Here is a 26,404-nt window from a genome sequence, read left to right on the forward strand (position 1 = left end):
ACAAAAAGTAACAAAATGTAATTATCGCCTCACAACCATAATAAAGGAGCATAAAATGCGCCCATTCGCTCACTACCTGCTTGTCGCTGCCCTACCTGTATCGCTGCTGAGTGCTGCCATCAGTCATGCCAGTGATATTGAGCTTCCTAGAACCATGGCCTGGACTGCCTATGGCACCAATTCAAGTGGCTATGCCCAGGCAGTCGCCATCGGAAACATGCTGCAGAACAAGTACGATTCATCGGTGCGCATTCTGCCCGGTGAAAACGACGTGTCGCGCATGACCCCATTAAAGCAGGGGCGTGTCGATCTCTGCGCCTGTGGCATCGCCAGCTACTATGGCATGGAAGGGGTGATGATGTTCGCCGACCGCGACTGGGGCCCTCAGCCGATTCGCGTGATCACTACCTCTACCGCCTCCTTCGGCCTTTCACTGGCCGTGGCGGGCGATCTGGACGTCGAGACGCCGGCGGATCTGGCGGGTAAACGCATTGCCTATATTCGCGGTGACGACGCACTGAACAAGGGTACCGAGGCGTATCTGGCCTTTGGCGGGCTGACCTGGGAGGACGTGGAACGGGTGGACTACCCGGGCTACGCCCGTTCGTTTGACGGCATCATCGCCGGCGACGTGGATGCCTCTTTTACGACCACCGTCACCCCGCCCGCCCAGCAGCTCGCCAGCAGCCCCCGCGGCGTCAGCTGGCCGGTGCTGGACCCCGATGACGAAGCGGGCTGGGAGCGCATGGCCGCCGTTGCACCTTACTTTCGCCCGCACGAGGTGACCGCCGGGGCCGGTGATATCAGCGCCGACAACCCGCTGGCGAGCGCCAGCTACCCCTACCCCATTGTGGTCGCCAATCAGGATCTGGAAGACAACGTCGCTTATGGGCTGATCAAGGCGCTGCAGGAGAACTACGACGACTACAAGGATAATGCCCCCGGCGCCAATGGCTACGCCCTGGAGTATCAGGATCTACAGTGGGTCGTGCCGTTTCATGACGCGGTCGTCGAGTACTACAAGGAAATCGATGTGTGGACCGACGAGATGCAAGTCCACCAGGATCAGCTGGTCGAACGCCAGCAGGTGCTGATCGACGCCTGGGAGCAGTTCATGGAAGAGGCTCCAAGCGATAACGACGCCTTTGCCGGCGAGTGGATGACCGCCCGCGCCAGCGCCCTGCGCGATGCCGGTTTCGAGCCGATCTTCGAGTGACACGCCACGGGGCGGCGCCCGCCGCCCCTGCTGATTGATGGAACGCCCTATGACCACCCATACCCCGCCTGCCGATAGCCAACAGGTCAAAGAAAAGATCAGCCAGATACGTGAGCTCCCCCCCGCTCTACGCTGGATTCCGGCTTTCGTCACCGTACTTTTGATGCTGATGACCCTGGACTATCTGTTCAATACGGGTCTTTTAACCTTCGTGACGGGGCTCGAAACGCAGTTCTATTACGCCGTAGTGGCACTGCTGCTGCCGCTCGTCTTTCTGCTCTGGCCTCTGAGCAGCCGCCAGCAGGGAAAGCCTGTTCCCTGGTATGACTATCTATTGAGCGCCGTTACTCTGCTTGTGGGCGGCTACTTCGTCTATAACGCCGTGTCCATTCTCGAACGCGGCTGGGCCTTCTCTGCTCCAAATCTGGCCATTTACGCAAGCTATGCCTATTGGCTCCTGATCATTGAAGCTGCACGACGGGCAGGCGGCTGGCCTATTGCCATTATTGCTGCCGTTTTCTCGCTTTATCCGCTGGTGGCCGATATCGTGCCCGGCCCGATCCAGGCGTTCCCTTCCACGCTTGAACAGACCGCCATGTATCACACCATGAGCACCGAAAGCATCATGGGTGTACCGCTGCAGGCCTTTGCCGGGCTGGTCATCGGCTTTCTGGTCTTCGGCGTAGTGCTGCAAAAAAGCGGGGGCGGCAAGTTTTTCATCAACCTGGCGTTTGCGCTACTGGGCCATGTGCGTGGCGGGCCGGCCAAGGTATCGATCTTTTCGAGCGGGCTGATGGGTTCGATGAGCGGCAGCGTGATCAGTAACGTGCTGACCACCGGCGTGCTGTCGATTCCCGCCATGCGGCGCATCGGCATGAGCCGCTCCTTTGCCGGGGGCGTCGAGGCCTGTGCGTCCACCGGCGGGGTGTTGATGCCGCCGGTGATGGGCGCCACCGCCTTCGTCATGGCGATGTTTCTGGATATTCCCTACTCCGCCGTGGCGCTGGCCGCCGTCATCCCGTCGATTCTCTATTTTCTGGGTCTGTTCATTCAGATCGACGCCTACGCGGCGCGCAACGACATCCAGGGCCTGCCTGCCGTCGAACTGCCTTCACTGAAACAGACGTTAAAAGAGGGCTGGTACTTTATCTTCGTCTTCGCCCTGCTGGTATGGATGCTGTTGGTGATGCAGCGCGAAGCCGTCGCCCCCTTCTACGCCACGGCGCTTTTGCTGGTGCTCAATCAGCTTTCCAGGCACAACCGCTGGGGCTGGTCGGATGTGACCGACACGCTCTCCTCGGCGGCCAAGCTCTTTGCCGAGCTGATCGCGATTCTGGCCGGTGTGGGCATGCTGGTGGGTGCGCTTTCGATGACCGGGCTATCCGGTACCATTGCCAACGACTTCATCAATATCGCCGGGGGCAGCGTGCCGCTTCTTCTGATCATGGGCGCGGTCACCAGCTTCGTACTCGGCATCGGCATGACCGTGACCGCCGCCTACATCTTTCTGGCGGTGGCCCTGGCTCCGGCGTTAATCCAGGGCGGCGGCCTTGATCCGATGGCGGTGCACATGTTCATTCTCTACTGGGGCATGCTGAGCTTCATCACCCCACCAGTGGCACTCGGGGCCTTTGCCGCGGCCACGGTAGCTGGCGCCCGCCCCATGGCCACCGGCCTGCAGGCCATGCGCCTGGGCAGCGTCATCTACTTCATACCGTTTCTTTTCGTGCTCAACCCGGCACTGATCATGCAAGGCGCGCCTCTGATGATTGTGCCCGTGTTCATTCAGGCCGTCGTGGGCATCATCTTGTTTGCCTCGGCGATGCAGGGTTACCTGATGGGCGTTGGAAGGCTCGGTTTTGGGGCGCTGCAGGAGAGCGTCATTCGTACGCTGGTGCTAGTGGCAGGGCTTTTACTGGCGTTGCCCGGCGGTGGCATGGTGCCGCTGAGTCAGCTCGAGCTGATTGGCCTGGCGCTTGTCGCCTTGCTACCGGGTATTTTACTGGCGCGCCTGAGTCAAAAACGCCACCAGCGTTTGCTGACCTCATCTAGCGCCACTTGATAATCAAATGTTCACTATACAAAACAGAGCGAGTAAACCATGACCGTTTCGTATCAGCGCCACGGCGATATCGGCGTCATCGAAATCGACAACCCGCCCGTCAATGCCCTGAGCCACGCCGTGCGCAGCGGCCTGATCGATGCACTTGATGAAGGCATTGCCGATCCACAGACCCAGGCTTTGGTACTGCTGGCCAGCGGGCGCACCTTCATTGCCGGAGCGGACATTCGCGAATTCGGCAAGCCATCACAGGCGCCAATACTTCCCGAGGTCATCAGCGCGCTCGAGGCCTGCCCCAAGCCGCTCGTAGCCTCGCTGCACGGCACTGCCCTGGGCGGCGGGCTGGAGGTGGCGTTGGGCTGTCATTACCGGGTTGCCCTTGAAGGTACCCGCGTGGGGCTGCCGGAGGTGAAGCTGGGGCTTCTGCCCGGCGCCGGCGGCACCCAGCGCCTGCCGCGCCTGGCCGGCGTGTCGCTGGCGTTGGATGTCATCACCAGCGGGCGCTTCGTGCCCGCCGATGAGGCGCTAGAGGCAGGTATCATCGACGCGGTAAGCGAGGCTGAAACACCGCTTGAAGCGGGCCTGGCCGCCGCCCGGGAGATTGTGGCCGGCCACGCCCAGCCGCGCATCACCGGAGAGCTGGCCGCTCCTACGGCTGATCCGAAGGCGATTGCGGCAGCAAAGACGCGCCTGGAACGCGAGGTGCCGGATCTTTTCTCGCCGTTTCGTATCGTCGAGGCCGTCGAGGCGTGCACTGCCTCCGCCTCGCTCAAGGACGGCCTCGCCCGGGAACGGGCGCTCTTCATGGCGTGCATGGAGTCACCCCAGCGGGCTGGCTTGATTCATCTGTTCTTCGCGGCGCGCAGCCCGCATCTGGTGCCCGGGGTTGAAAACGCGGAGCCTTTCAAGCGCCTCGCTCTGATCGGCGAACATCCGATGTTCGAGAAACTCACCGCAGCCGCGCCCCGCGCCGGGCTCGAGCTCGCCACTGAACCCAACGCCCACACCGAGCTCTGCCTCCTCGCCCCCGGTGCTACGGCTGACGGCTGCCCGCCAGGTGCCGCGCGCTTGACCCTCGAGCAGCTCGGGCAAGGCGAACCCAATGCCGGGCTGAGCCTGGTACTCGCCGATAGCGGCGCGTTCCATGAGCTGGTCAATCACGGCACCGACGGTCTGGCCCAGCAGCGCGTGGCGCTCACATTAAAAGCGCTGCGCCTGAACGTGGTGGCAAGCCGGGGAAAAAGCCTTCTCAATACGCTCAGCGCCGCCGGGCAGGAAGGCGCCGGTGAGGTGCAAACGGCACTCGCAGTCGCAAGCCTGGGTATCGCCGAGCGCGGCGAATGCTATCGGGAAAGCGACATCGATCTACTCGCCGTGGAAGCGTTGAACTACCCGCGCCACCTGGGTGGGCCGCACCGCCAGGCTATGCTTGCCAAGGAATCCTGATCATGAATCTTACCTTTAGCCCCGAAGAGCAGGCCTTTCGCACCGAAGTCCGCCAGTTTCTCAACAACACCTTGCCCGATGATATCCGCGAACGCGTACGCCAGGGCCGCCATCTGCGTGCCGATGACTACCTGCGCTGGCAAAGTATTCTCGCCGAGCAAGGCTGGCTTGCCTCCAACTGGCCTGTGGAGCACGGCGGGCCCGGCTGGGGACCAGTACAGCGCCACATCTTCGATGAAGAGTGCGCTGCCGCCCACGCCCCCACCGTGGTGCCCTTCGGGGTGAACATGGTCGCGCCGGTGATCATGAGGTTCGGTACTCCCGAGCAGCAGACGTACTACCTGCCGCGCATCCTCGACAACCGGGACTGGTGGTGCCAGGGCTACTCCGAGCCCGGCGCCGGCTCGGACCTGGCGAGCCTGAATACCCGCGCCGTGCGCGATGGCGATCACTACGTGGTCAATGGTCAGAAGACCTGGACCACCCTGGGCCAGCACGCCAACATGCTGTTTTGCCTGGTGCGCACCGACCCCGCCGCCAAGAAGCAGGCCGGTATCAGCTTTCTGTTGATCGACATGCAGACGCCGGGCATCACGGTGCGTCCGATCGTCACGCTCGACGGCGCGCATGAAGTCAACGAAGTCTTCCTGGATAACGTGCGCGTACCGGTCGAAAACCGCGTGGGCGAAGAGGGCCAGGGCTGGACCTGTGCCAAGTTTTTGCTTACCCACGAGAGAACGGGCATTGCCGGGCTTGGCCATGCCAAGCAGGCGCTGCGTCACCTGAAGTCGCTGGCGGGTCGTGTCGAGCACCGCGGCAGGCCCTTGCTGGAAATGCCGAGCTTTCGCCAGCGTGTGGTCAAGGCCGAGCTCGAGCTGATGGCACTCGAGGTGACCAATCTGCGCGTAATCGCCTCCGCGCGCGATGGCGGCGCCCCGGGTGCTGAGAGCTCGCTTTTGAAGGTTCGCGGCTCCGAGCTTCGCCAGGAACTCAGCGAGCTGACCCGGCGCGCGCTTGGTCCGGCGGCCGTCGCGTTCTTTCCCGACTTTCTCTACCGTGATGAGTCGCTCGATGCGGCCTACGCCCAGAGCGCGGCGGCAAGCGCTCAGTACTTCAACCGGCGCAAGCTTTCGATCTACGGCGGAGCCAACGAAATACAAAAAGGCATCGTCGCCAAAACCATTCTTGGCATGTAAGGGGGCACCATGGATTTTGCTTTAACCGACGAGCAGCGCATGCTCGAGGAGACGCTGACCCGCCTGGTGGCGGACCGCGTCTCGCCGGAACAGCGCCGCGTCCTGCTCAAAGCGTCCTCTTTTGGCGCCTCCGAGCTGTGGCAAACCTTTGCCGAGCTCGGCCTTCTGCACATGCCCTTTGGCGAAGAAGTCGGCGGGCTTGGCGGCGATGGCACCGACCTGATGATCATCTTGCAGGCGCTGGGCCGGGGTCTTGTGCCGGAGCCCTACCTGTTCGGGCTGGTACTGCCGGGCAAGCTTCTGTCACTGAGCGCCGATGATGCCCAGCGCGCGCGTTGGCTCGCGCCGCTGCTGGAAGGCGAACATCAGCTGGCGCTCGGCTGGCAGGAGGTTTTCGCGCGTTTTGAGGCCCAGGCCATCACTGCCCAAGCACGTCAGAAAGATGGTCATTGGCATCTCAGCGGGCGCAAGGATCTTGTCATGAATCTGGACGCCGCTGCCGCCACGCTGGTCACCGCGAAGCTCGAAAGCGGCAAGCTGGGGCTATTCGTCGTACCTGCCGATACGCCCGGTGCCCTCCCCTTCACGTACGTGACCATGGACGAGCAGTCTGCGGGGGATCTCACGCTGCAAGACGTTGTGCTGGAATCCGAGAACTGCTTGAGCGAAGACGTGGAAAGCGCGCTTGAGGAGACACTCGCCATGGGCCGCGCCGCGCTCTGCGCGCAGGCACTTGGCGCCATGGAGTCCGCTTGCCACCAGACCCTTGCGTACCTGAAAGAGCGCAAGCAGTTCGGTGTGCCTCTGGCAACGTTACAGGCGCTGCAGCATCGTATGGTGGACATGCATCTGCACCTGGAGCAATCCCGCTCCATGGCGATTCTGGCGGCCACCAGCCTGACGCTCACGCCCTTTGATCGCGACTACAAGATTGCTGCGGCCAAGGCATACTGCGGCGAGTCCGCGCGCTTTATCGCCGAACAGTCCATTCAGCTTCACGGCGCCATGGGCATGACCGAAGAGTGTCATGTGGCCGCTTACGCCAAGCACCTGATAATGTTCGATCACTACCTGGGCGATAGCGACTATCACCTTGAAACCGTCAGTGACCGGCTCATCGTTGACTAACGAGGATCGCGAATAGCCTCAACGTCAATCGAGCCCGTTATCTGCAGTACACCTGTAGTGCAGTAGAAGGCGGCCTTTCGTCAAAGCCGGCGTAAATGGTCCAAGGCTCTCTGATAATTCGCTCGCAGCGTGGCTACTTCATCGGCCACGCTGCCAAGCGTGGCGATAGCCCCCACGCCCTGCCCCGCACCCCAGATATCCCGCCAGGCCTTTGATTTGCTGCTACCTTTGGAGCCATAGCGCATCGCGCTCTTGTCTCCTTCGGGCAGCGCGTCCGGATCCAGCCCTGCCTGCTCGATGCTCTGGCGCAGATAGTTGCCGTGCACACCGGTAAACAGATTGGTATAGACGATGTCCTTCGCAGCGGCGTCCAGCACCATCTGCTTGTACTCGGCCTGAGCGCGGGCCTCCTGGGTCGCGATAAAACGTGTGCCCATATACACAAGATCAGCCCCCAGCGCGCGCGCCGCGGCAATCTGCTCGCCTTGGGTAATGGCGCCGGCGAGTACCAAAGGCCCGTCGAAGAACCGGCGCACCTCGGCGACAAAAGCGAACGGGTTAAGCCGACCGGCATGGCCACCGGCGCCCTGGCACACCAGAATCAGGCCGTCGACGCCGGCATTCACCGCCTTTCTGGCGTGGCGCAGGGTAGTCACATCGTGAAACACCAGACCGCCGTAGCCGTGCACCTGCTCGACCACCTGGTTCGGCGCGTGCAGGCTGGTAATCACCAGCGGCACCTCGAACTCGGCGCAGAGCGCAACGTCATGATCAAGGCGGTCATTGGTGGGGTGCACAATCTGATTCACCGCAAAGGGCGCGGCCGGTACGTCGGGGTGGTCTTGATTGTACTGCGCCAGATGTTCGGTGATCTGCAAAAGCCAATCGCGCAGCACCTGGGCCGGGCGGGCGTTGAGCGCAGGAAATGCGCCGATGATTCCCGCCTGGCACTGGGCGATCACAAGTTCAGGCCCCGAGATAATGAACATGGGCGAGCCGATGACTGGCAGGCGCAGAGATTCGGTGAGTCTATCCATCATGGTCATCTCAAGGGTCGATCATTCAACGTCAGATCAGCGAAAGGCCCCTGTCGGGGCCTTGGTATTAAAGCGACTTACAGCTTGCTCTCGAGCTCCGGCAGAAGCTCGAACAGATCCCCCACCAGCCCGTAGTCCGCCACCTGGAAGATCGGTGCCTCGTCATCCTTGTTGATCGCCACGATCACCTTCGAGTCCTTCATCCCTGCCAGGTGCTGGATGGCGCCGCTGATGCCCACCGCGATGTAAAGATCCGGGGCGACGATCTTGCCCGTCTGGCCCACCTGCATGTCGTTGGGCACAAACCCCGCATCCACCGCGGCGCGGGAGGCGCCCACCGCCGCCCCCAGCTTGTCGGCAATGCCGTCCAGCAGCTTGAAGTTCTCGCCGTTGCCCATGCCCCGACCGCCGGAAACGATGACCTTGGCGCCGCCCAGCTCCGGCCGGTCGGACTGAGCCAACGCCTGGTTGACGAACCGGGACTGGGCGTTCTCGACCACCGTGTCCACGGTGTCGATCGGGGCGCTGCCCCCCTCACTCACCGCGTCGAACGCCGTGGTGCGCACGGTCATCACCTTGAGGGCGTCGTCGCTTTTCACCGTGGCGATCGCGTTCCCCGCGTAAATGGGGCGCTTGAAGGTATCGGCGCTGTCCACAGCCATGACTTCGGACAGCTGGCTGACGTCCTTGAGCGCGGCGACCCGCGGCAACACGTTCTTGCCCGTGGTGGAGGCGCTGGTCAGAATGTGCGTGTAGTCGTCGGCCAGGGCCACGATCAGCGCACTCAGCGGCTCGGCAAGCTGGTGGGCGTAAACACTGTGATCGGCCAGGCGCACGCGACTCACGCCGTCGAGTGTCGCGGCGGCATCCGCTGCGGCCTGGACGCCTTCGCCGGCGATCAGCACGTCGATGTCACCCCCGATCTGGCGGGCGGCGCCCACGACGTGGGCGGTGGCGCTGGCCAGCTGTCCTTCGTGAAGATCGGCAAGTACCAGAATGCTCATGGTATGTACTCCTTGAAAAGCGGGGAAAAGAATCGGGTAACGCAGCCTTCTTAAAGAACCTTGGCTTCGTTTTTCAACTTGTCGATCAACTCGTCCACCGAGGCGACCTTTGATCCGCCCTTGCGCTCCGCCGGCGTTTCAACTTTCAACAGGCTGACCTTCGAGGCCATCTCGATGCCGTAATCCGCCGGCGTCCGGGTCTCCAGCGGCTTCTTCTTGGCCTTCATGATGTCGGGCAGCTTGGCGTAGCGCGGCTCGTTCAGGCGCAGGTCCGTGGTGACGATCGCCGGCAGCGTCAGCGCCACGGTCTGCAGGCCGCCGTCGATCTCGCGGGTGACGTTGGCCTGGTCACCGTCAATCACCACTTCGGACGCGAAGGTGCCCTGGGGCAGGTTGGTCAGAGCCGCCAGCATCTGCCCGGTCTGGTTGTTGTCGGTGTCGATTGCCTGCTTGCCGAGAATCACCAGCCCCGGCTGCTCTTCTTCCACGACCTTGGCCAGCAGCTTGGCCACCGCCAGGGATTCGGCGCGCTCATCGGTCTCGATGTGCAGCGCCCGATCCGCGCCGAGTGCGAGCGCCGTACGCAGCTGTTCCTGAGAGGATTTCGGGCCGATGGAGACCGCGACCACTTCCGTGGCCGTGCCTTTCTCCTTGAGACGCACTGCCTCTTCCACGGCGATTTCGCAGAAGGGGTTCATGGCCATCTTGACGTTGGTCAGATCCACGTCGGAATGATCCGCCTTGACGCGAATCTTGACGTTGTAATCGATGACGCGCTTTACCGCGACGAGAATTTTCATAAAGGCTCCAGACTGATTCAAGGTTTCACGGACATAGCGACGAATTAGAACGCCTCAAATTCCGCAAAGCAAAACACAATTTCAACTTTATGGCTTAAAAGTAAAAAAACCTCGCGTAAACGTCAAGCGCTTCCCGATGACAGCCCTGGAGCATCAAAATGACAACAGCCCAAGCAAGAGCGCCAGAAGCGGCACGGTGGCGATAAGGAACCGGCCGTTCCATCGATAGCCGATCCGCATCGCGGAGACGCCGGTAAAGCGTGACAGAATCACCATCGACGCCGTCATGGGCGAGGACATCAGTGCCAGCGCCCACCCCACCATCAAAGAGGCGGCAATGATCACCGGCGCAAAGCCGTCGATGTTCAGGGTGGGAAGAAGCCCCGCCAGCAGCGTGACAGTGACAATCGGGTTTACACCCAACTGAGCGAGCCCCAGGACCGTGAGCATGGTCAGGATGGCGTTATAAGCGCCCAGCCAGTCGAACATGGCCATTAGCGGCGTCAGCGTCTGCATGTCCACCAGGCCAATACACAGATGTCCCAGGTACCCGGCCGCGCCCAGCACCACGATCTCGTTGGCGCTGGGCGTCAGCAGCCAGGGAAGCTGGCGATGCAGGGTCTTGACGGCGGCGGGTACTCCCGCATGACCAAGGCGGCGACGTTGCCAGGCAAGCCACGCCAGCGCCCCGCTGGGCGCGCCGAGCAGCGCAGCAATGGGCAGGCGCACCTCAAGCAGCCAGGCAATCGCCACCACCAGTGCCACGACGGCGGTCAACAACACGCTGAACTGGGCAAGGGGCTTGAGCGAAGGCGTCGGCAGGGCCCTGCTGGCGGGCGGATGGGGGCCGGTCACATAGTCCACTGCCCATCCGATCAAAAAGATCAATCCTGCCGCGGACAGGATATAGGGGGCGAGTTCCAGCCAGGTAATCTGTGGAATGCTCGAGAGCACCACGGCCACGCCCATTCCCATGGGGGAGATCAGTGGCGCCAGCGAAAAACCACGCAGCAGTGCCAGCATCATGCGTCGTTGGCGTGCCTTGCGCACCCAGTTGCGACCCTGGGCCGCCTCGAGGGTGTTGCTCTTTTCGATCATGGCGGCGAACAGGTTCAACACACCGATATTGAGAATGATGCCGAACAGCATCGAGCCAAACGAGAGGATCGGGTAGCGGCGGCTCGGGGGTTGCAGCAGCATGGCCTGGCCGCAGCGGCGTACCAGATGCGAGCGGTAGGCGGGAAGGCGCATCATGCTCAACGCCACCACGAAGGTGGCGAAGAAGGCGAAGCGGCCGCCGGCCTCGACAAGCAGCGAGCCCGGCGAAGGCGAGTAGCAAAGCACCAGTACGCTCAGAATGCCGGCGGCGATGAGCAGCCCCTTGGCCATGCGATTCAACTGCCCGGCCAGGGTAGCGAGATAGCCTATCAACGCCGAGATACCGATGTCCTTTGCGACATCGGCACCGGCCACCAGATGAAAAAGCGTCGCGATCGTGACCAGCAGCAGAAGCGAGACCCGCAGGCGGGCAAGGGTCACTCGCGACGCTCTCTCAATTGCGCGATGGGCACGCCCTCAAGAGATTCGCTGCCGCTGCGCCGCCTGAACGAGCCTTCGCCCATGGCGACCAGGTTGCCCTGCTCATCGACGATGTCGGCGCTGGCCATGTAGATCTTGCGACCACCGCCACGCAGCACCCCGGTGGCCCGCAGCACACCTTGCCTGGCCGGGCCGACAAACGTGGTATTGAGCGACAGCGTCACGGCGCGCCGGGCGTTGCCGTCCACGGGGCAATAAAGCCCGGCCAGACTCAGCGCGTTGTCCAGCATCGACGCGAGCACGCCGCCATGAACGTTGCCGCTGCGGTTCATGTGCTTGGCCTCCAGAGTCAGCTCGACCACGGCACGCTCTTCGCTCCACTCGACCACGTAGAAGCCCAACAGGTCGTTGAAACCGCCCGGCTCGTCGACCTCGGCACCGGTTGGAGCATCATCGGCTAAACGCATCACTCGCCCTCCTGCTGAGCCAGATCACGCAGGCGCCCCTTGAGAATCTTGCCGGTCGCGGTCGAGGGTAGCGCTTCCATCAGTACGATATGGGTGGGCCGCTTGTAAGGTGCCAGACGCTCGGCGATGAACGCCTTCAGCTCGGTCATGTCGACCTCGATTCCCGTTTCACCCTGTACAAAGGCCACGACTTCCTCGTTACCCGCTACCTGGCGACCCACCACGGCCGATAGCGTGATCGCCGGGTGTTCGTTGATGACCGCCTCCACATCCGGCGGGTAGATATTGAAGCCCGAGCGAATGATCAACTCCTTGCTGCGCCCGACGATATAAAGCTGATCATGGTGATCGAGCCGGGCGATATCTCCGGTATTGAGCCAACCATCCTCAGTCAGGGTCTTGCGCGTCGCTTCGGGCTGACGGAAGTAGCCTTTCATGATGTTGGGGCCGCGCACCCAAAGCTCGCCCACCTCTTCACCGGCGTTTTCGGTCGTGGCGCTATTGCCAAGCGGCTCCAGCCGGTACTCCAGAAGAGGCAGCACCCGTCCTACGGTGTTGCTGACGTGGCGGTCGTCGATGCGGGTCTGGCTGATGGTGGGACTCGCCTCGGTCAATCCGTAGCCGTTGTGCAGCGTTAGATCGAACACGTCCTCCACCCGGGTTTTAGTGTCGCTGTCCAGCGGCGAGCCGCCAGCGGATATATAGATGAGCGCGGGCGCTTTCAAGACGCGCTGTTCGCGTTTGAGATACTCGAGCGCCCGTGCATACATTGCGGGCACCCCCTGAAGTACGCTGATCCGCTCCTCTTCAAGCGCATGCAAAAGATGTCCGGCCTCGAAGCGGGGCACCGTATAAAGACAGGCACCGTTGTAAAGCGAGCCCATGCACACTGACGAGAGGCCGAATACATGTGACATCGGCAGCACGCCATAGACACGCTGACCTTCGCGCAGGTGGCGCATGCCACCGGAAATCGAGGCAATGTAAAGGATGCCACGGTGGGTCAGCATGACCCCCTTGGGTATACCGGTTGTGCCCGAGGTGTAGATCATCGCCGCCACTTGATCGGCGCCGCTTTCGCTTACCGGCTCCGGGTCGCTGTCAAATAGCGGCGACAAGGCCAGTCCACCCAGTTGGGGGTGCTGATAGCGGTCGGCGCCGTGACGCTCGGCGTGACGGGTCGCCTCCGCCGAGGCCTCGCAGGTGTAAATGACACGCCGAGGCAGGCAGTTACCCTGGATCAGGTCGATCTCCTGGGCCGATAGCCTGGAGTTGACGATCGCGACCCAGATGTCCATTTCACTGGCGGCCAGTAACAGCACCACTAAGGCTCGGCAGTTTTCGCTCACTGTCATCAATCGGTCGCCGGGGCGAAGTCCCTGCTGCTCAAGCCACCGGCAGGCCGCGCGTATCTCCTGGCCAAGCTCGGCGTAGCTCCAGCGCACGTTGCCATCGACGATGGCCGGATGGTCAGCAAGGCGCTGTGCGTTTTCAAGCACTCGAGTGCTGAGCCGATGTGGCAGATTGGCCACCAGCTCGCTTGCCTTTTGTCCGAAGATATCTTCGTCCGGGGCCTGGTAGGGAACCGACAGAGCCATCAGGACGCTTCCCGCACCATGTTACGGGCGATGACCAGCTGCTGGATTTGCGTGGTCCCTTCATAGATACGAAACAGGCGCACATCGCGATAGAAACGCTCGACGGCATACTCCGACATGTAGCCTGCACCGCCGTGAACCTGCACCGCGCGATCCGCCACGCGCCCCACCATTTCGGCACAGAAGAGCTTGCAGCAGGAGGCCAGCGTGGAAACGTTCTCGCCATCATCCTTGCGCCGCGCGGCATCCATGACCATGGTCTTGCCCGCGTAGGCCTCGGTCTTGCTGTCGGCCAGCATCGCCTGCACCAGCTGATGCTCGGCAAGTGCTGCACCGAACTGCTTGCGCTCCATGGTGTAGTTGAGTGACTCCTCCACCAGCCGCTCGGCAACGCCGACACAGACCGCCGAAATATGCAGCCGCCCACGATCGAGCACCTTCATCGCAGTCTTGAAGCCTTGCCCTTCCTTGCCGCCGATGATGTTCTCGGCGGGCACCCGGCAGTTGTCGAAAATGATATCGCAGGTATGTGCGCCCTTCTGGCCCATCTTGCTGTCCGACGGGCCGCGGTGGAGCCCCGGCGTATCGCCTTCGACGATGAAGGCCGAGATACCGCCGGCTCCCTTGTTGCTTGGGTCGGTACGCGCCATCACGGTGAAAAGATCCGCCTCCGGACCATTGGTGATATAGCGCTTGGTACCGTTGAGAATGTAATGGTCGCCATCGCGCACCGCGGTGGTGCGCAGGCTCGCGGCGTCAGAGCCGGAATCGGGCTCGGTCAGGCAAAAGGAGCTCAGGATTTCGCCGGTGGCCAAGCGCGGCACGTAACGGGCTTTCTGCTCTTCGGTGCCGTCGATCAGAATGCCCTGGGCGCCAATTCCGTTATTGGTGCCGAAGACCGAGCGAAAGGCCGGCGAGGTCTTGCCGATCTCCATGGCCACCAGCGCCTCTTCTTCCATGGTCAGGCCAAGGCCGCCGTACTCTTCGGGTATGGACAGGCCGAAAAGCCCCATTTCCTTCATTTCCGCCAGCAGTTCGGCAGGGACCGCGTCGTCCTCGGCCAAGCGTGCTTCGTTGGGAATCAAGCGTTCACGGACGAAACGGGAAATGGTATCGACAAGCTGAGTGATGAGTTCGGGATCACGAATCATGGCGGCTCCTGGCGGCAAAGGTTTAGCTTTATGGTTAGCAATAGCGCTTGAGATCATGGCGCTTCAGACGCAACGTTTGATGAAGCAGCGCCTAAAAGCACTACTCTTGAACAGTGTTCGTCTTGAACCATGCTGGTCTTGAACACGGTTCGCCTTGAACGCTGCTCGCCTTGAACGCTGTTCGATAACGGCTTTGAAAAGCGCTGATCTTGGATATGGTCCGCAATATTTCGCGTTGCGAAATCAACGTCCACATTGCTTGTCAGGCACTTTTGCATAGCCTAGGATGGCAGTCAATAATCGAAACACCATTTTGCAATGCAAAACCAAAACCTATAAAAGACATTAACTGCTGCGAGGATCCAGCGTATGGCGATTGAATCGACCCCTTCTTCCTTTACCAGACTCGGCATTGTGGGAACCGGTGCCATGGGCCGGGGTATCGCTCAGTTAGCCGCCCAGGCCGGACTTGACGTCATTCTTTTCGATGTCCGGCAGGGAGCCGTCAAGGAGGCCAGGACGTTTATAGAAGGCCTTTGGGCACGTAGCGCTGAAAAGCAGCGCATTACCCCTGAAAAGGCGCAGCAATACGGCGCGCGCCTGCACGAAGCCGCAACGCTTGCCGAGCTTGCTGGATGCGATATCGTGGTGGAAGCCATCGTGGAAAAGCTGGAGGCCAAGCAGGGGCTTTTCAGCGAACTGGAAGGCATTGTGGGCGAGCAGGCAGTGCTCGCTACCAACACCTCGTCGCTTTCAGTCACAGCGATTGCTGCGGCTTGCCAGCATCCTGAGCGCGTCATCGGTTTTCATTTCTTCAACCCTGTACCGCTGATGAAGATCGTCGAGGTCATTCCGGGGTTGCGTACGCACAGCGATGTCACTCAGCGCATCACCGCCCTGGGTGAGGCCATGGGCCACTTTACGGCACAGACCACAGATACGCCGGGGTTTCTCGTCAACCATGCCGGGCGCGCCTTCGGCACCGAAGCCCTGCGCATCCTCGGCGAAAGCGTGACCGACCCGGCCACCATCGACCGCATCATGGTCGATCAGGGCGGCTTTCGCATGGGGCCGTTCACTCTGCTGGACCTTACCGGGCTGGATGTCTCCCACGCGGTAATGGAGTCCATCTACCACCAGTTCTACGAAGAGCCGCGCTTTCGCCCTTCTCCTTTGACCCGCCAACGTCTCATTGCCGGCCTACTGGGCCGCAAGACCGGGGAAGGTTTCTACCGTTACGTGGATGGCCAGCAACAGCTACCCGAAGAACCCCGAATTGCAAAGGCGCCGGCCTGTCCTGTGTGGATCAGCCAGGAGGATTCAGAAAGCGCCGACAAGCTTGCGAATCTCGTCAATAGCGCCGGCTGGACACTGGAAAGTGGCGATATGCCCTCCGAGCAGGCGCTTTGCCTGCTGACCCCCTTCGGCGAAGACGCCACCGGTTGCGCCCTGCGCCAAGGGCTTGACGCCCGGCAGTGCGTGGCCGTGGACATGCTCGCCGGGCTCGACAAGCGCCGTAGCGTGATGGCCACCCCCGTGACCCGTAAAGACGTTGTCGACGCTGCCGCCAGCCTCCTTCATCTTGATGGTACGCCGGTCAGCATCCTCGCGGACAGCAATGGTTTCGTCCTGCAGCGCATCACCGCCTGCATCGTCAACGTGGGCGCCGAGATCGCCCAACAGGGCGTGGCCGCCCCCGCCACCATCGATCGCGCCGTGGAGCTCGGCCTCGGCTACCCCTTCGGTCCGCTGAAGATGGGCGACCACTTTGGTCCGGCCCGCATCCTGACCATCCTCGACAACCTGCTCGAGGCAACCGGTGACCCCCGTTACCGCCCCAGCCCCTGGCTGCGTCGCCGCGCCGAACTCGCCATTTCGTTGACCACCGGCTGAACAAAAAAAGGAGAACCTCCATGCAAGACGCTTACATCTACGACGGTATCCGTACGCCCTTCGGCCGCCACGGCGGCAGCCTTGCATCCATTCGCCCGGATGACCTGCTTGGTCTGACCCTCAAGACGCTTATCGAGCGCAACCCCTTCAAGACGGAAAGCTACGAAGACGTTCTGGCAGGCTGCACCAACCAGGCCGGCGAGGATTCGCGTAACGTGGCGCGTCATGCCGGGCTCGTGTCAGGTTTGCCCATCGAGGTGGCGGGGCAGACCGTCAACCGGCTGTGCGGCAGCGGCCTGGCGGCGATGATGGATGCTGCCCGCGCCGCCCGACTGGGCGAAGGCGAGCTGTTTCTGGCTGGTGGCGTGGAATCCATGTCCCGCGCCCCGTTCGTTCTGGGCAAGGCGGAGTCTGCCTACACTCGTCACCAGCCCATGTTCGATACGGTCATCGGCTCACGCTTTCCCAACCCCTGGATCGCCCAGGAGTACGGCAGCCACAGCATGCCGGAAACCGCCGATAACATCGCCTTTGATCTGAACATTGGCCGCGAGGCAAGCGACGCCTTCGCCGCACGCTCCCAGGCCCGCTACGCGAAGGCCCTGGCAAACGGCTTCTATGATGATGAAATCGTGGGTGTCGAGGTTCCCCAGGGACGCAAACAGCCGCCCTTGCTGATAGACAAGGATGAGCATCCGCGCCCGCAAAGCACTGAAGACAAGCTCGCCAAGCTAGGCAGCCTGTTTGAAGGCGGCGTGGTCACCGCCGGCAACGCCTCGGGCTTGAACGACGGCGCCGCGGCGCTGATCATCGGCTCGAAAGCGGCCGGCGAGAAGGCAGGTCTTGCCCCACGCGCACGCATTGTCGCCAATGCGGTAGCTGGCGTGTCTCCTCGTGTGATGGGCCTGGGACCGGTACCGGCCTCGAAGAAGGCACTGGAACGCGCGGGGCTTACGCTTGATCAGATGGACGTGATCGAGATCAATGAAGCCTTTGCCGTACAGGTGCTTGGCTGCGTGCAGCAGCTTGGCCTTTCGAGCGACGACCCACGTCTGAATGTCAACGGCGGTGCGATTGCCATCGGTCACCCATTGGGCGCCTCAGGAGCACGTCTGGCACTCACCGCGCTGCGCCAGCTGGAAGCCACCGGAGGTCGCTACGCGTTGGTCACCATGTGTATCGGGGTGGGCCAAGGTATCGCTTCCATTATCGAACGGCTGGACGTTTAAAGGCTTCGTTGAAGGGGGTAACGCTGCCTTTGGGTAGAGTAGATATGCAACAATGAGCACTATTCATCACCTATCTGGACGACTAAATGCAACACACCGATACCGATGCCCCGGAGTCATCCGGTAAAGACCGTAACTTTGTGACCGCGCTTGCCCGCGGTCTGGAGCTGCTTCGCGCTTTTGGAACCGGTGAAGAGTATCTAGGCAACGCCGAACTCTCGAACCGAGCGGGTATCCCCCGCCCAACGGTGTCGAGACTTACTTACACACTCACTCAACTTGGCTACCTGCAGCACAATACCCACCTGGAGAAATACCGACTTGGTCCAGGCGTTCTGGCACTTGGCTACCGTTTTCTGGCCAACATGGGCATCCGTGAGGTCGCAAGGCCTCATTTACAGCAGTTTGCCAATACTACTGATTGTAATGTGAGCCTGGGCGGCGCGGATCGCAATGACATGGTGTATCTGGAAACCTGCCACGGCAGCGGCCCCTTGATCATTCGTCTGGACGTGGGTTCACGCCTGCCCATTGCCACCTCTGCCATTGGCCGGGCTTGGTTATGCGGGCTGCCGGAAGTAAAGCGGCGGCAGACCCTTCAGGAGCTTGCCGAACATCATTCGGCTGACTGGCCCGCCTTGAAGGCAGGCATTGAGCAAAGCATGGAGGATTATGCCAAATACGGATTCTGTTTTTCCGAGCAGGATTGGCAGCGCGATATCAGTGCAGTCGCCATGCCGTTGATATTGGAGGATGGTGCCGAAGTGATGGCGATCAACTGTGGCGGTTCCAGCGTTCGTCTAGGGCATGACCGTCTGGTCAATAACCTGGGCCCGAGGCTTAAAGAAGTTGCGACTCAAATCAAACAAGAATTCGCCCCCAAACCCCGTATAGTGCGCTAAGCTGATTCTCCTGGTCTTACGCTAACGACCGTTTGAATGCATCATACAAGCTTGATGGACAATGCCACATGGGAGCAAGGATGCCGGAGGAGCGGGTCAAACGTGAGGGTGAAACCCTGATCCTTCAGGGAGAATGGACGCTTGAGCATTACACACAGTTAAAAAAGACCCTTGAGTCCACCTCAAGAGATAACCACCCTGACGTGTCGCTCAAGGGGTTCGAGCGTCTGGATACGGCGGGTGCTGCGCTGATCATCAACCTGGTGGGGGTCGAACGCGCGCAGGAGATCGATGCGTGGGCGGGAGAGCTTCCCAAGGAACAGCAGGCGCTGATCAAGCGCATTGCCGAGGCAATGGATGTATCACTTGAACCCGACCGCCAAACGCCCAGCCGGCTCACGCAGGCGTTGGCCGGTATCGGTGCGCAGGTAGAAGGCCTGTGGCATCAGCAGCGCCAGCTGCTGGGCTTTATCGGGCTGGTACTGGTCACATTCATCCCCTTGCTGTTGTCTCCTCGGCGCTGGCGTATCACCGCCACCGTCGCCCATATCCAGCAAAGCGGCTTGAACGCCGTGCCTATCGTGATACTGCTTACCTTCATGGTGGGCGCGGTGGTCGCGTTTCTGGGAGCTACGGTGCTCCAGGACTTCGGTGCCACGATCTATACCATCGATCTGGTCGCATTCTCCTTTCTGCGCGAATTTGGCGTTCTGCTGGCCGCCATACTGCTGGCCGGGCGCACCGCCAGCGCCTTTACCGCCCAGCTGGGCGCGATGAAATCCAGCGAGGAAATCGACGCACTCAAGGCGCTCGGGCTCGACCCTGTCGAGCTGCTGGTCCTGCCGCGGGTCATGGCCATGCTGATCAGCCTGCCTCTTCTAGCGTTTGTGGGGATGCTGAGCGGGCTCGTCGGTGGGGCGATGGTGGCGACGCTGTCGCTGGATATCTCGCTGTCCCAATTCATGAACACCTTGCAAAAGGATGTTTCCGTCACCCATTTTCTCGTCGGCCTCAGCAAGGCGCCGGTGTTCGCCTTCGTCATTGCGGTAATTGGTTGCCTGGAAGGCTTCAAGGTGGCGGGGAGCGCGCAGTCCGTTGGCGCCCACACCACCTCCAGCGTGGTGCAGTCGATCTTCATGGTGATCCTGATCGATGCTCTGGCCGCGCTCTTTTTCATGGAGATGGGATGGTAAGCCAACGCAAAAGCCAAGAGAGTTCTTCCGAGCCCGTTATCAACGTGCGTGGTCTGGTCAACCGTTTTGGCGATCACGCGGTTCACGAGGATCTGGATTTAACCCTCAATAAAGGAGAGATCCTGGGCGTGGTGGGCGGCTCGGGCACCGGCAAGTCGGTACTGCTTCGAAGCATCGTAGGGTTGAAACGCCCTGACGAAGGCACGATCGAAGTACTGGGCACCGACCTGAATACGCTGAGCAACGACGAGCGAAGCCAGGTGGAGCGCCGCTTCGGTGTGCTGTTTCAGCAAGGGGCGCTGTTTAGCTCACTGAATCTGCAGGAGAACATCGCCCTGCCCTTGATCGAACACGTGAAGCTTCCTCGGGAAGAGGCCGAGTATCTGGCGCGCATCAAGCTCTCGCTGGTGGGACTTTCGCCGGAGGCGGCGCTGCAATCCCCCGAGTCCCTTTCGGGCGGGATGATCAAACGCGCAGCCCTTGCCCGTGCCCTGGCGCTGGACCCGGACATTCTGTTTCTCGACGAGCCTACCGCGGGGCTCGACCCCATCGGGGCGGCCGCCTTCGACAAGCTGATCGTTACGCTTCGCGACGCCCTGGGCTTCAGCGTCTTTCTGGTGACCCACGACCTGGATACACTCTACGCCGCCTGCGATCGAGTAGCAGTACTGTCACAAAAGCGCGTGCTGGTGGCCGACACCCTGGAAAACGTCGCTCGAACCGATGACGACTGGGTCCAGGACTACTTCAACGGCCCTCGGGGCCGGGCCGCCGCCTCTTCTTCTGATCAATAGTGAGACGCCCATGGAAACCCGCGCGCATCATGTTCTTATAGGCCTTTTTACCCTGATAACCGGGGCGGGGGCGCTGCTGTTTGCGCTCTGGATGAGTCAGGTGGCCGGCGAACAGGACTACCGCCCCTACCGCATCGTGTTCGAGCGAAGCGTCAGCGGATTATCGGAAGGCAGTGTGGTCCAGTACAACGGTATCGAAGTGGGCGAGGTCACGGCGTTGACCCTCGACCCCACCGACCCGCGCCGGGTGGTGACCGATATCCGCGTCTATGACGATACGCCGGTAAAGACCGATACCCGGGCGAAGCTTTCATTTGCCAGTATTACCGGCAGCATGTCGGTCCAGCTCCACGGCGGCGAGCCGGATAGCCCCCGCCTTGAAGCCCGATCCGACGAGGAGGTCCCTTTCATTCAGGCCGACCCCTCGCCGATTGCCACGCTGATGGACGAAGGCGAAGAGATGATCGAGAACATCAACGCGATCCTTGAAAACGTCAACGACCTCTTCAGCGATGACAACCGCGAGCAGGCGGGCAATATTCTGACCGACATTGCAGACATCACCGACATGATCGCCTCTCAGCGGGCTGCACTTGACGAAAACATGGCGCTGTTCGGCGATGCGACCCGCCAGGCAACCTCGACCCTCGAGAACATCGAGGTGTTGAGCCAGGAAACGACCCAGTTGTTTCGCCAGGATGGTCAGCGCGTGATGGACAGCGCTACCAGCGCAAGCCAGGATGTCGCCCGGGCCGCCCAGCGTATCGAGCAGCTGGTCAACGACAACGCCGCCGCGGTGGAAAGCACCCTGCTCAGCACCCAGGACATCGCCCCGGCGCTTTCGGCACTGCGCTCGACCCTGACCACCCTTGACCGCATCACCCGCGATCTTGAAGAGAACCCCGCCGACTTTCTGCTGGGTCGGGACCGCGTAGAGGAGTTTCGCCCATGAGAGCCCCCCTGACGACCACCACGCTTGCCACTGCAGCGCTGCTGGCCGGTTGTTCGATTCTGCCCGAAAGCGACCCCGCGACGCTCTATCGCCTGCCGGAAGCGAGAAGCCAGGCGCCGGTAAGCAACCCCGCACTCTCTGCCCATCGCCTGGGAATCGCCGCTCCGGAGGCGGGCCACCTGATCGGCAGCAACCGCATCGTGGTCTACCCTGAACACAATGTGGTCAATGTCTATGAAGGCGCGCGCTGGCACCAGGACGCCCCGGAGCTGATCCAGATGCGCCTCGTTTCGGGTCTTCAGCAAAGCGCCCTGTTCGATAGCGTCGGTGTGGACCGCCTGCCCGCCGACCTGATACTGCTGAGCGAGCTTCGCCACTTTCAAAGCGAGTACGACCAGCCCCCGCCAGAGGTGCGTGTCGAACTAGACGTACAGCTGGCCGACCGCCAGCGCCAGCCCTTGGCCCATCGAACCTTCACCGCGCGGGCACGGTCGGCAAGTGTCGAGATTCCCGACGTGGTGGATGCTTTCGGCGCGGCAAGCGACGAGCTGACCATGAGTCTGGTCGAGTGGCTGGGCAATCTCTCGGCGCAGACGCTCGACGGTGAAGCGACGGCCCCTTGAGCCAGGTATGTCCAGGTTTCCGGGTCAGGCCCGGGGATTTCGGGGATAGAAATGCTCGCTTTGGCGCTCCAGGTGGGAAAAAAACCGGGTGTCCTTGTAAGGCATCTTCATGAACCCGGATACGCCAAGCCCTTCGATCAGACTTACCGAGTCGAGTATCCGGTCAAGCAGCTCTCCAAACTCGCCCCCCCTGACGGGGTCCAGCAACCGATAGTAGCTGTGGATCTTGAGATGGCGCGGGTGAGCCTCAAAGATGATCATGCCGGTGTGGTGAATATCGTTCAGCTTTTTCAGCAGCGCCATGATCGTGTCGGGCAGCGCCAGAAGCTCCTCCGGGTCCGGGCCATCCTCGAAATAACTGTGCTGACGGGTACGGCTCTCCTCGGGAGTGGCGCTGAGTTCGTAGTGGATCCGCGTACCGGGCCGGCGGATAAACGACTCGCGCTCCTCTTTTCGCTCCAGATGAAGCGTCTGCCGGGCATTGAACAGACAACTCTTGAACACCCCCTGTCGGTGAATGGCGCAAGCCAGGTGCACCATGTTGTTCACCGCTTGGGTAAACGCAGGGCGTAGCGCCGGGTCATGCAGGTTCAAGGAGGAGTCGATATAAATACCCTGGGCCTCCCAGCGAATGGCCAGCCCCCCGACGACCGGATACTTGCCCAAGCGGCTGACCGCGGCCAGAAACGCCTTTTCGGTGTCGCCCATTCCTTGCATGAACTGCTTGTAGTAGCGGTCGAGCTGAACATCGTTGACGTCATTGAGCGTCTCCTCGGCATTCACCTCGCGCAAGAACGCCTTGCGCGAGCTGTACACCACGGTATCGATCTCTTTATCCGCCGAACGTACCCAGACCGGCACAAGGGGCAACAGCGGCTTTTGAGGCAAATCCACCATCACCAGTCTGGCCATGGCAGGCATACTCTCGATGAAGTAATTACCCGCCCGGCGCCGTGTCTGTGGGTCCGGATCCAGCATGGCGTCCAAGGTGCGGGCAAACGCCAGAGGAAGTCCCAGTGAGCTTGCCGGAATGGCCCGGTGGCCGAACCGACAGGACTGGGCCGAGGCCAGCGCGTATAGCGTTCCCGCCACGCCCTGCTCGTCGAACCGGGGCGAGGAGAGTGCGCCGCCAAGCTGCTCCTCGCCGATGAAGTAGACATCCCCCAACCGCGCATTGGTATGCTGAAGATGGTTGGACATCAGCTCCATCACGTTACTCCCCACCGGCATGAGCGCGGCATCGAGCTGGGCGAACACCGACGACCCCCAGTCGATGAGTGCCACCGATTCGTGCTCGGCGTCGAACACCAGATTCGAGGGCTTGATATCGCCGTGTACCAGCGGCCGCCCGAAAGGGCCGGTCTCCTGGCGAAGGGCGAGCAGGATATCGGCCAGCTGTGCGGCGATGCGAACGATCAAGCGCGGCGACAAGCGCCCTTGCTTGAGCGATATCTCTTCCAGATTCAGCCCCGGGGCGCGCTCCATCACGAGAATCGACTGGCTCCGAATACGCTGGTAAGCGATCAGCCTGGGAATACGCGGATGCGTGATCTGATCGAGCATGAACGCCTCTTCCTCGAGGCGCTCCTGAAGGTGAGTAGGCAGCGTGATTCGCGAGAACTTGAACACGTAGTGTGCCACGCCTTCGGGCTTTCGAGCATGTCCGGCAAAGACAAACCCATAGGCCCCCTTGCCGATCAGCTCGATCGACTCGAACCCCAGCTGCCCAAGCTGCACCTGACACAGTGCCACCCAATCCTTGAGCTTTCGCGCATCCTGATGGTTCAGAAGATAAACCGACTGCTCTTCAGGAATATAGAACTGCTGCAGCGCCGCCTGGGACATCGCGTTACCCGTCTATGTACACGCAGAAACCCTGGGCGTCAGCGCAGATGCAAAAGCATGGTCTCGGGCTGTTCCAGAAACCCTTTCCAGGCGTTACAAAAGCGTGCGATGGTGCCACCGTCGATAAACCGGTGATCGCCCGCCCAGGTGATGGTCATGATGGCTCGCCGCTCGACATCGCCTGCCTCGTTGAACCGCGGCAACCACTGGGTCTTGCCGATGGCCACGATCGCCGCCTCCGGCGCGTTGATGATCGGGGCGGCGTAGGTGCCACCCAGCGCGCCTATGTTCGAGACAGTGATGGTGCCGCCTTTCAAGTCCGCCTGCTCGACCCGCCCTTCCCGGGCTGCCTGGGTCAGACGGCCTACCTCACGGGCAAGCTCGACAAGTGTCAGGCGCTCGACACCTTTCACGTTGGGCACCATCAGCCCCGCCTTGCCGTCCACCGCCATTCCGATATTGCAGGCGTCCATGTAGTGAATGGCGTCACCTGCCTCGTTGAGCTGGGCATTGACGATCGGAGTCTGGAAAATGGCCAGCGCCATGGCCTTCATGAAAAAAGGCATCAGCGTCAGGCGCTCACCGCTTTCTTCCACGACGGGTTTCAACCGCTCGCGCAGTGCCAGCAGTGTGGTCACATCGACTTCATCGCCATAGTGAAAGTGCGGAATGGTGCTGGCCGAGTGCACCATGCGTTTGGCCATCGCCGCACGCATACCGCGAAGCGGCTCTACCCGGCCGGCAAACGTGTCAGACGGTGCCGCCGCAGGGCCTTGCTGGGCACTACTGCCCTGGCCACTTTCAAGATGAGCCAGCACATCCTGCTTCAGCACACGCCCGTCCTTACCGCTACCGGCGATATCACCAAGCTTGAGATCATGCTCGCGCGCCAGGCGGCGAACCGCAGGGCTTGCGGGGGTCTTTCGACTGTCGCTGGGAGCCGTGGTGCTTCCCTGAGAGCCCGGTGCCTGCGTACTCGACGCCCGGTTAGCCCGGGGCCCGTCTTTCGCCGAGGCCGTGACGGCGGGTGCTACGGGCATTTCGGCGTCATCTTCAACGGCGCCGGCCTCGTCAGGCGTATTGCTGGCCAAGGTGTCGTCTTCGGCCTGATAGGCGTAGAGCGGCGCGTGAACCTTGGCAATCTGACCCTGCTGCACGTAAAGCCGGGTGACCACCCCCGCCTCCGGGGCGGTGATTTCCACCAACGCCTTGTCGGTCATCACCTCGACTACCGGCTGGTCCTCCTCGATTCGCTCACCCTCTTTCACGCGCCATTCGACCAGCTCGCACTCCACAATGCCTTCGCCGATATCCGGCAGTACAAAATCGCTCATTATTATTCTCCGGGGCGCTAGAAATTGACGCTTTCGCGAATCGCTTCGAAAACCTTGAGGTGATCCGGCAGGTACTCCTTTTCAAGCACCAGGGGAAACGGAGTATCCAGGCCAGTCACCCGCCGAATGGGGGATTCGAGATACAGAAAACAGCGCTCCTGTACGGTAGCGGCAATCTCGCCGGCAAAGCCTCCGGTCAGTGGTGCTTCATGGCTGACCACCAGACGCCCGGTCTTCAGCACCGACTCCACGACGGTATCGGCGTCCCAGGGCAAGAGCGTGCGAAGGTCGATGACCTCGCAGGCGATGCCCTGCTCTTCGGCAAGCGTGGCTGCCTTCTCCAGCACTTCCATCTGAGCCCCCCAACCCACCAGCGTGATATCGCTACCTTCTCTGATGACTTCCGCCTCGCCGATGGGTAGCTGGTAATCGTTCTCCGGCACGTCGCCGGTCGCGGCGCGATAAAGCCGCTTGGGCTCAAGAAAAAGCACCGGGTCCGGGTCGCGAATGGCGGCCAGTAAAAGCCCTTTCGCCTGATACGGGTTTCGCGGTACCACTACCTTGAGCCCCGGCGTGTGGGTAAAGTAGGCCTCCGGTGATTGGGAGTGATAGAGCCCGCCGGCGATACCGCCACCGTAAGGGGTGCGAATGGTGAGCCCGCCCACGTTGAATAGATCCCCGGAGCGGTAGCGAAACTTGGCGGTTTCATTCACGATCTGATCAAACGCCGGAAAGATGTAGTCGGCGAACTGGATTTCCGCCACCGGCACCGACCCCTGGGCGGCGAGCCCATTGGCAAAGCCGATGATGCCCTGCTCGACCAGCGGTGTATTGAAGCAGCGCGCCTTGCCGTACTTCTCCTGAAGATGACTGGTGGCGCGAAATACGCCGCCAAAGACGCCGACGTCTTCACCGAAGCAGATGACTTTTTCATCTTCGGCCATGGCGGTGTCCAGCGCATTATTGATCGCCTGAAGTAGATTCATCGTCGCCAT

22 protein-coding genes are annotated in these 26,404 nt (G+C 61.5%); 12 read left to right on the top strand and 10 right to left on the bottom strand.

Features of this window, described 5'->3' with window-relative positions:
• Positions 1 to 55: 55 nt before the first annotated feature.
• From ACWF8S_RS09490 to ACWF8S_RS09510, 5 genes are read left to right on the top strand one after another with little or no spacing between them, the layout of a single operon-like run.
• Positions 56 to 1,216 (top strand): TAXI family TRAP transporter solute-binding subunit, encoded by a 1,161-nt coding sequence (locus ACWF8S_RS09490; protein WP_447553082.1) that lies wholly within the window; start codon positions 56 to 58, stop codon positions 1,214 to 1,216.
• Between the two features lie 49 nt (positions 1,217 to 1,265).
• On the top strand, positions 1,266 to 3,278 hold the full coding sequence (locus ACWF8S_RS09495) for a TRAP transporter permease (RefSeq protein WP_447553083.1): 2,013 nt from the start codon (positions 1,266 to 1,268) through the stop codon (positions 3,276 to 3,278).
• 39 nt (positions 3,279 to 3,317) lie between these two features.
• The gene (locus ACWF8S_RS09500; protein ID WP_447553084.1) at positions 3,318 to 4,724 is read left to right on the top strand and encodes an enoyl-CoA hydratase/isomerase family protein; all 1,407 of its coding nucleotides are present in this window, start codon (positions 3,318 to 3,320) and stop codon (positions 4,722 to 4,724) included.
• A gap of 2 nt (positions 4,725 to 4,726) precedes the next feature.
• On the top strand, positions 4,727 to 5,920 hold the full coding sequence (locus ACWF8S_RS09505) for an acyl-CoA dehydrogenase family protein (protein ID WP_447553085.1): 1,194 nt from the start codon (positions 4,727 to 4,729) through the stop codon (positions 5,918 to 5,920).
• A 9-nt stretch (positions 5,921 to 5,929) separates the two neighbouring features.
• On the top strand, positions 5,930 to 7,048 hold the full coding sequence (locus ACWF8S_RS09510; protein ID WP_447553086.1) for an acyl-CoA dehydrogenase family protein: 1,119 nt from the start codon (positions 5,930 to 5,932) through the stop codon (positions 7,046 to 7,048).
• Positions 7,049 to 7,128: 80 nt separating this feature from the next.
• Here ACWF8S_RS09510 and ACWF8S_RS09515 read toward each other — a convergent pair whose 3' ends face one another.
• The 7 genes from ACWF8S_RS09515 to ACWF8S_RS09545 form a co-directional block, all read right to left on the bottom strand.
• On the bottom strand, positions 7,129 to 8,088 hold the full coding sequence (locus ACWF8S_RS09515; protein WP_447553087.1) for an NAD(P)H-dependent flavin oxidoreductase: 960 nt from the start codon (positions 8,086 to 8,088) through the stop codon (positions 7,129 to 7,131).
• 74 nt (positions 8,089 to 8,162) lie between these two features.
• Positions 8,163 to 9,089: an electron transfer flavoprotein subunit alpha/FixB family protein gene (locus ACWF8S_RS09520; RefSeq protein ID WP_447553088.1), complete on the bottom strand. Its 927-nt coding sequence runs from the start codon at positions 9,087 to 9,089 to the stop codon at positions 8,163 to 8,165.
• A gap of 50 nt (positions 9,090 to 9,139) precedes the next feature.
• Complete coding sequence (locus tag ACWF8S_RS09525; protein WP_447553089.1) at positions 9,140 to 9,889, bottom strand: electron transfer flavoprotein subunit beta/FixA family protein; 750 nt, start codon at positions 9,887 to 9,889, stop codon at positions 9,140 to 9,142.
• A 153-nt stretch (positions 9,890 to 10,042) separates the two neighbouring features.
• Positions 10,043 to 11,428 (bottom strand): hypothetical protein, encoded by a 1,386-nt coding sequence (locus ACWF8S_RS09530; RefSeq protein ID WP_447553090.1) that lies wholly within the window; start codon positions 11,426 to 11,428, stop codon positions 10,043 to 10,045.
• Positions 11,425 to 11,895: a PaaI family thioesterase gene (locus tag ACWF8S_RS09535; protein WP_447553091.1), complete on the bottom strand. Its 471-nt coding sequence runs from the start codon at positions 11,893 to 11,895 to the stop codon at positions 11,425 to 11,427. Before ACWF8S_RS09535 ends, ACWF8S_RS09530 begins: the two co-directional genes overlap by 4 nt.
• Positions 11,895 to 13,493, bottom strand: coding sequence for a class I adenylate-forming enzyme family protein (locus tag ACWF8S_RS09540; protein WP_447553092.1), 1,599 nt, complete (start codon positions 13,491 to 13,493; stop codon positions 11,895 to 11,897). Before ACWF8S_RS09540 ends, ACWF8S_RS09535 begins: the two co-directional genes overlap by 1 nt.
• A complete protein-coding gene (locus ACWF8S_RS09545; RefSeq protein ID WP_447553093.1) occupies positions 13,493 to 14,644 on the bottom strand; it encodes an acyl-CoA dehydrogenase family protein in 1,152 nt (383 codons plus the stop codon). The genes ACWF8S_RS09540 and ACWF8S_RS09545 overlap by 1 nt, the downstream gene beginning before the upstream one ends.
• A 369-nt stretch (positions 14,645 to 15,013) precedes the next feature.
• On the opposite strand from ACWF8S_RS09545, the gene ACWF8S_RS09550 reads away from it, so the two are divergent.
• The 7 genes from ACWF8S_RS09550 to ACWF8S_RS09580 all read left to right on the top strand — a co-directional run bounded on the left by ACWF8S_RS09550 (position 15,014) and on the right by ACWF8S_RS09580 (position 22,230).
• On the top strand, positions 15,014 to 16,537 hold the full coding sequence (locus tag ACWF8S_RS09550) for a 3-hydroxyacyl-CoA dehydrogenase (protein WP_447553094.1): 1,524 nt from the start codon (positions 15,014 to 15,016) through the stop codon (positions 16,535 to 16,537).
• Between the two features lie 20 nt (positions 16,538 to 16,557).
• Positions 16,558 to 17,766 (top strand): 3-oxoadipyl-CoA thiolase, encoded by a 1,209-nt coding sequence (locus tag ACWF8S_RS09555; protein WP_447553095.1) that lies wholly within the window; start codon positions 16,558 to 16,560, stop codon positions 17,764 to 17,766.
• Between the two features lie 86 nt (positions 17,767 to 17,852).
• On the top strand, positions 17,853 to 18,668 hold the full coding sequence (locus tag ACWF8S_RS09560; protein WP_447553096.1) for an IclR family transcriptional regulator: 816 nt from the start codon (positions 17,853 to 17,855) through the stop codon (positions 18,666 to 18,668).
• Between the two features lie 80 nt (positions 18,669 to 18,748).
• Complete coding sequence (locus ACWF8S_RS09565; RefSeq protein WP_447556575.1) at positions 18,749 to 19,861, top strand: MlaE family ABC transporter permease; 1,113 nt, start codon at positions 18,749 to 18,751, stop codon at positions 19,859 to 19,861.
• Positions 19,855 to 20,655 carry an ABC transporter ATP-binding protein gene (locus ACWF8S_RS09570; RefSeq protein WP_447553097.1) on the top strand — a complete coding sequence of 267 codons (801 nt, stop codon included), beginning with the start codon at positions 19,855 to 19,857 and terminating at the stop codon, positions 20,653 to 20,655. Before ACWF8S_RS09565 ends, ACWF8S_RS09570 begins: the two co-directional genes overlap by 7 nt.
• Positions 20,656 to 20,665: 10 nt before the next feature.
• Positions 20,666 to 21,607, top strand: a complete 942-nt coding sequence (locus ACWF8S_RS09575; RefSeq protein ID WP_447553098.1) for an MlaD family protein — start codon at positions 20,666 to 20,668, stop codon at positions 21,605 to 21,607.
• Complete coding sequence (locus tag ACWF8S_RS09580) at positions 21,604 to 22,230, top strand: ABC-type transport auxiliary lipoprotein family protein (RefSeq protein WP_447553099.1); 627 nt, start codon at positions 21,604 to 21,606, stop codon at positions 22,228 to 22,230. Before ACWF8S_RS09575 ends, ACWF8S_RS09580 begins: the two co-directional genes overlap by 4 nt.
• A gap of 24 nt (positions 22,231 to 22,254) precedes the next feature.
• Here the strand turns inward: ACWF8S_RS09580 and ACWF8S_RS09585 are convergent, their stop codons facing one another.
• Genes ACWF8S_RS09585 through ACWF8S_RS09595 form a run of 3 tightly spaced genes read right to left on the bottom strand, consistent with a single transcriptional unit; the run spans position 22,255 to position 26,404 of the window.
• Positions 22,255 to 24,075 carry a protein kinase domain-containing protein gene (locus ACWF8S_RS09585; protein WP_447553100.1) on the bottom strand — a complete coding sequence of 607 codons (1,821 nt, stop codon included), beginning with the start codon at positions 24,073 to 24,075 and terminating at the stop codon, positions 22,255 to 22,257.
• Positions 24,076 to 24,113: 38 nt separating this feature from the next.
• On the bottom strand, positions 24,114 to 25,409 hold the full coding sequence (locus ACWF8S_RS09590) for a 2-oxo acid dehydrogenase subunit E2 (protein ID WP_447553101.1): 1,296 nt from the start codon (positions 25,407 to 25,409) through the stop codon (positions 24,114 to 24,116).
• A gap of 17 nt (positions 25,410 to 25,426) precedes the next feature.
• Positions 25,427 to 26,404 carry an alpha-ketoacid dehydrogenase subunit beta gene (locus ACWF8S_RS09595; RefSeq protein ID WP_447553102.1) on the bottom strand — a complete coding sequence of 326 codons (978 nt, stop codon included), beginning with the start codon at positions 26,402 to 26,404 and terminating at the stop codon, positions 25,427 to 25,429.

The sequence above is a fragment of the Vreelandella xerophytica genome (genome assembly GCF_968048975.1).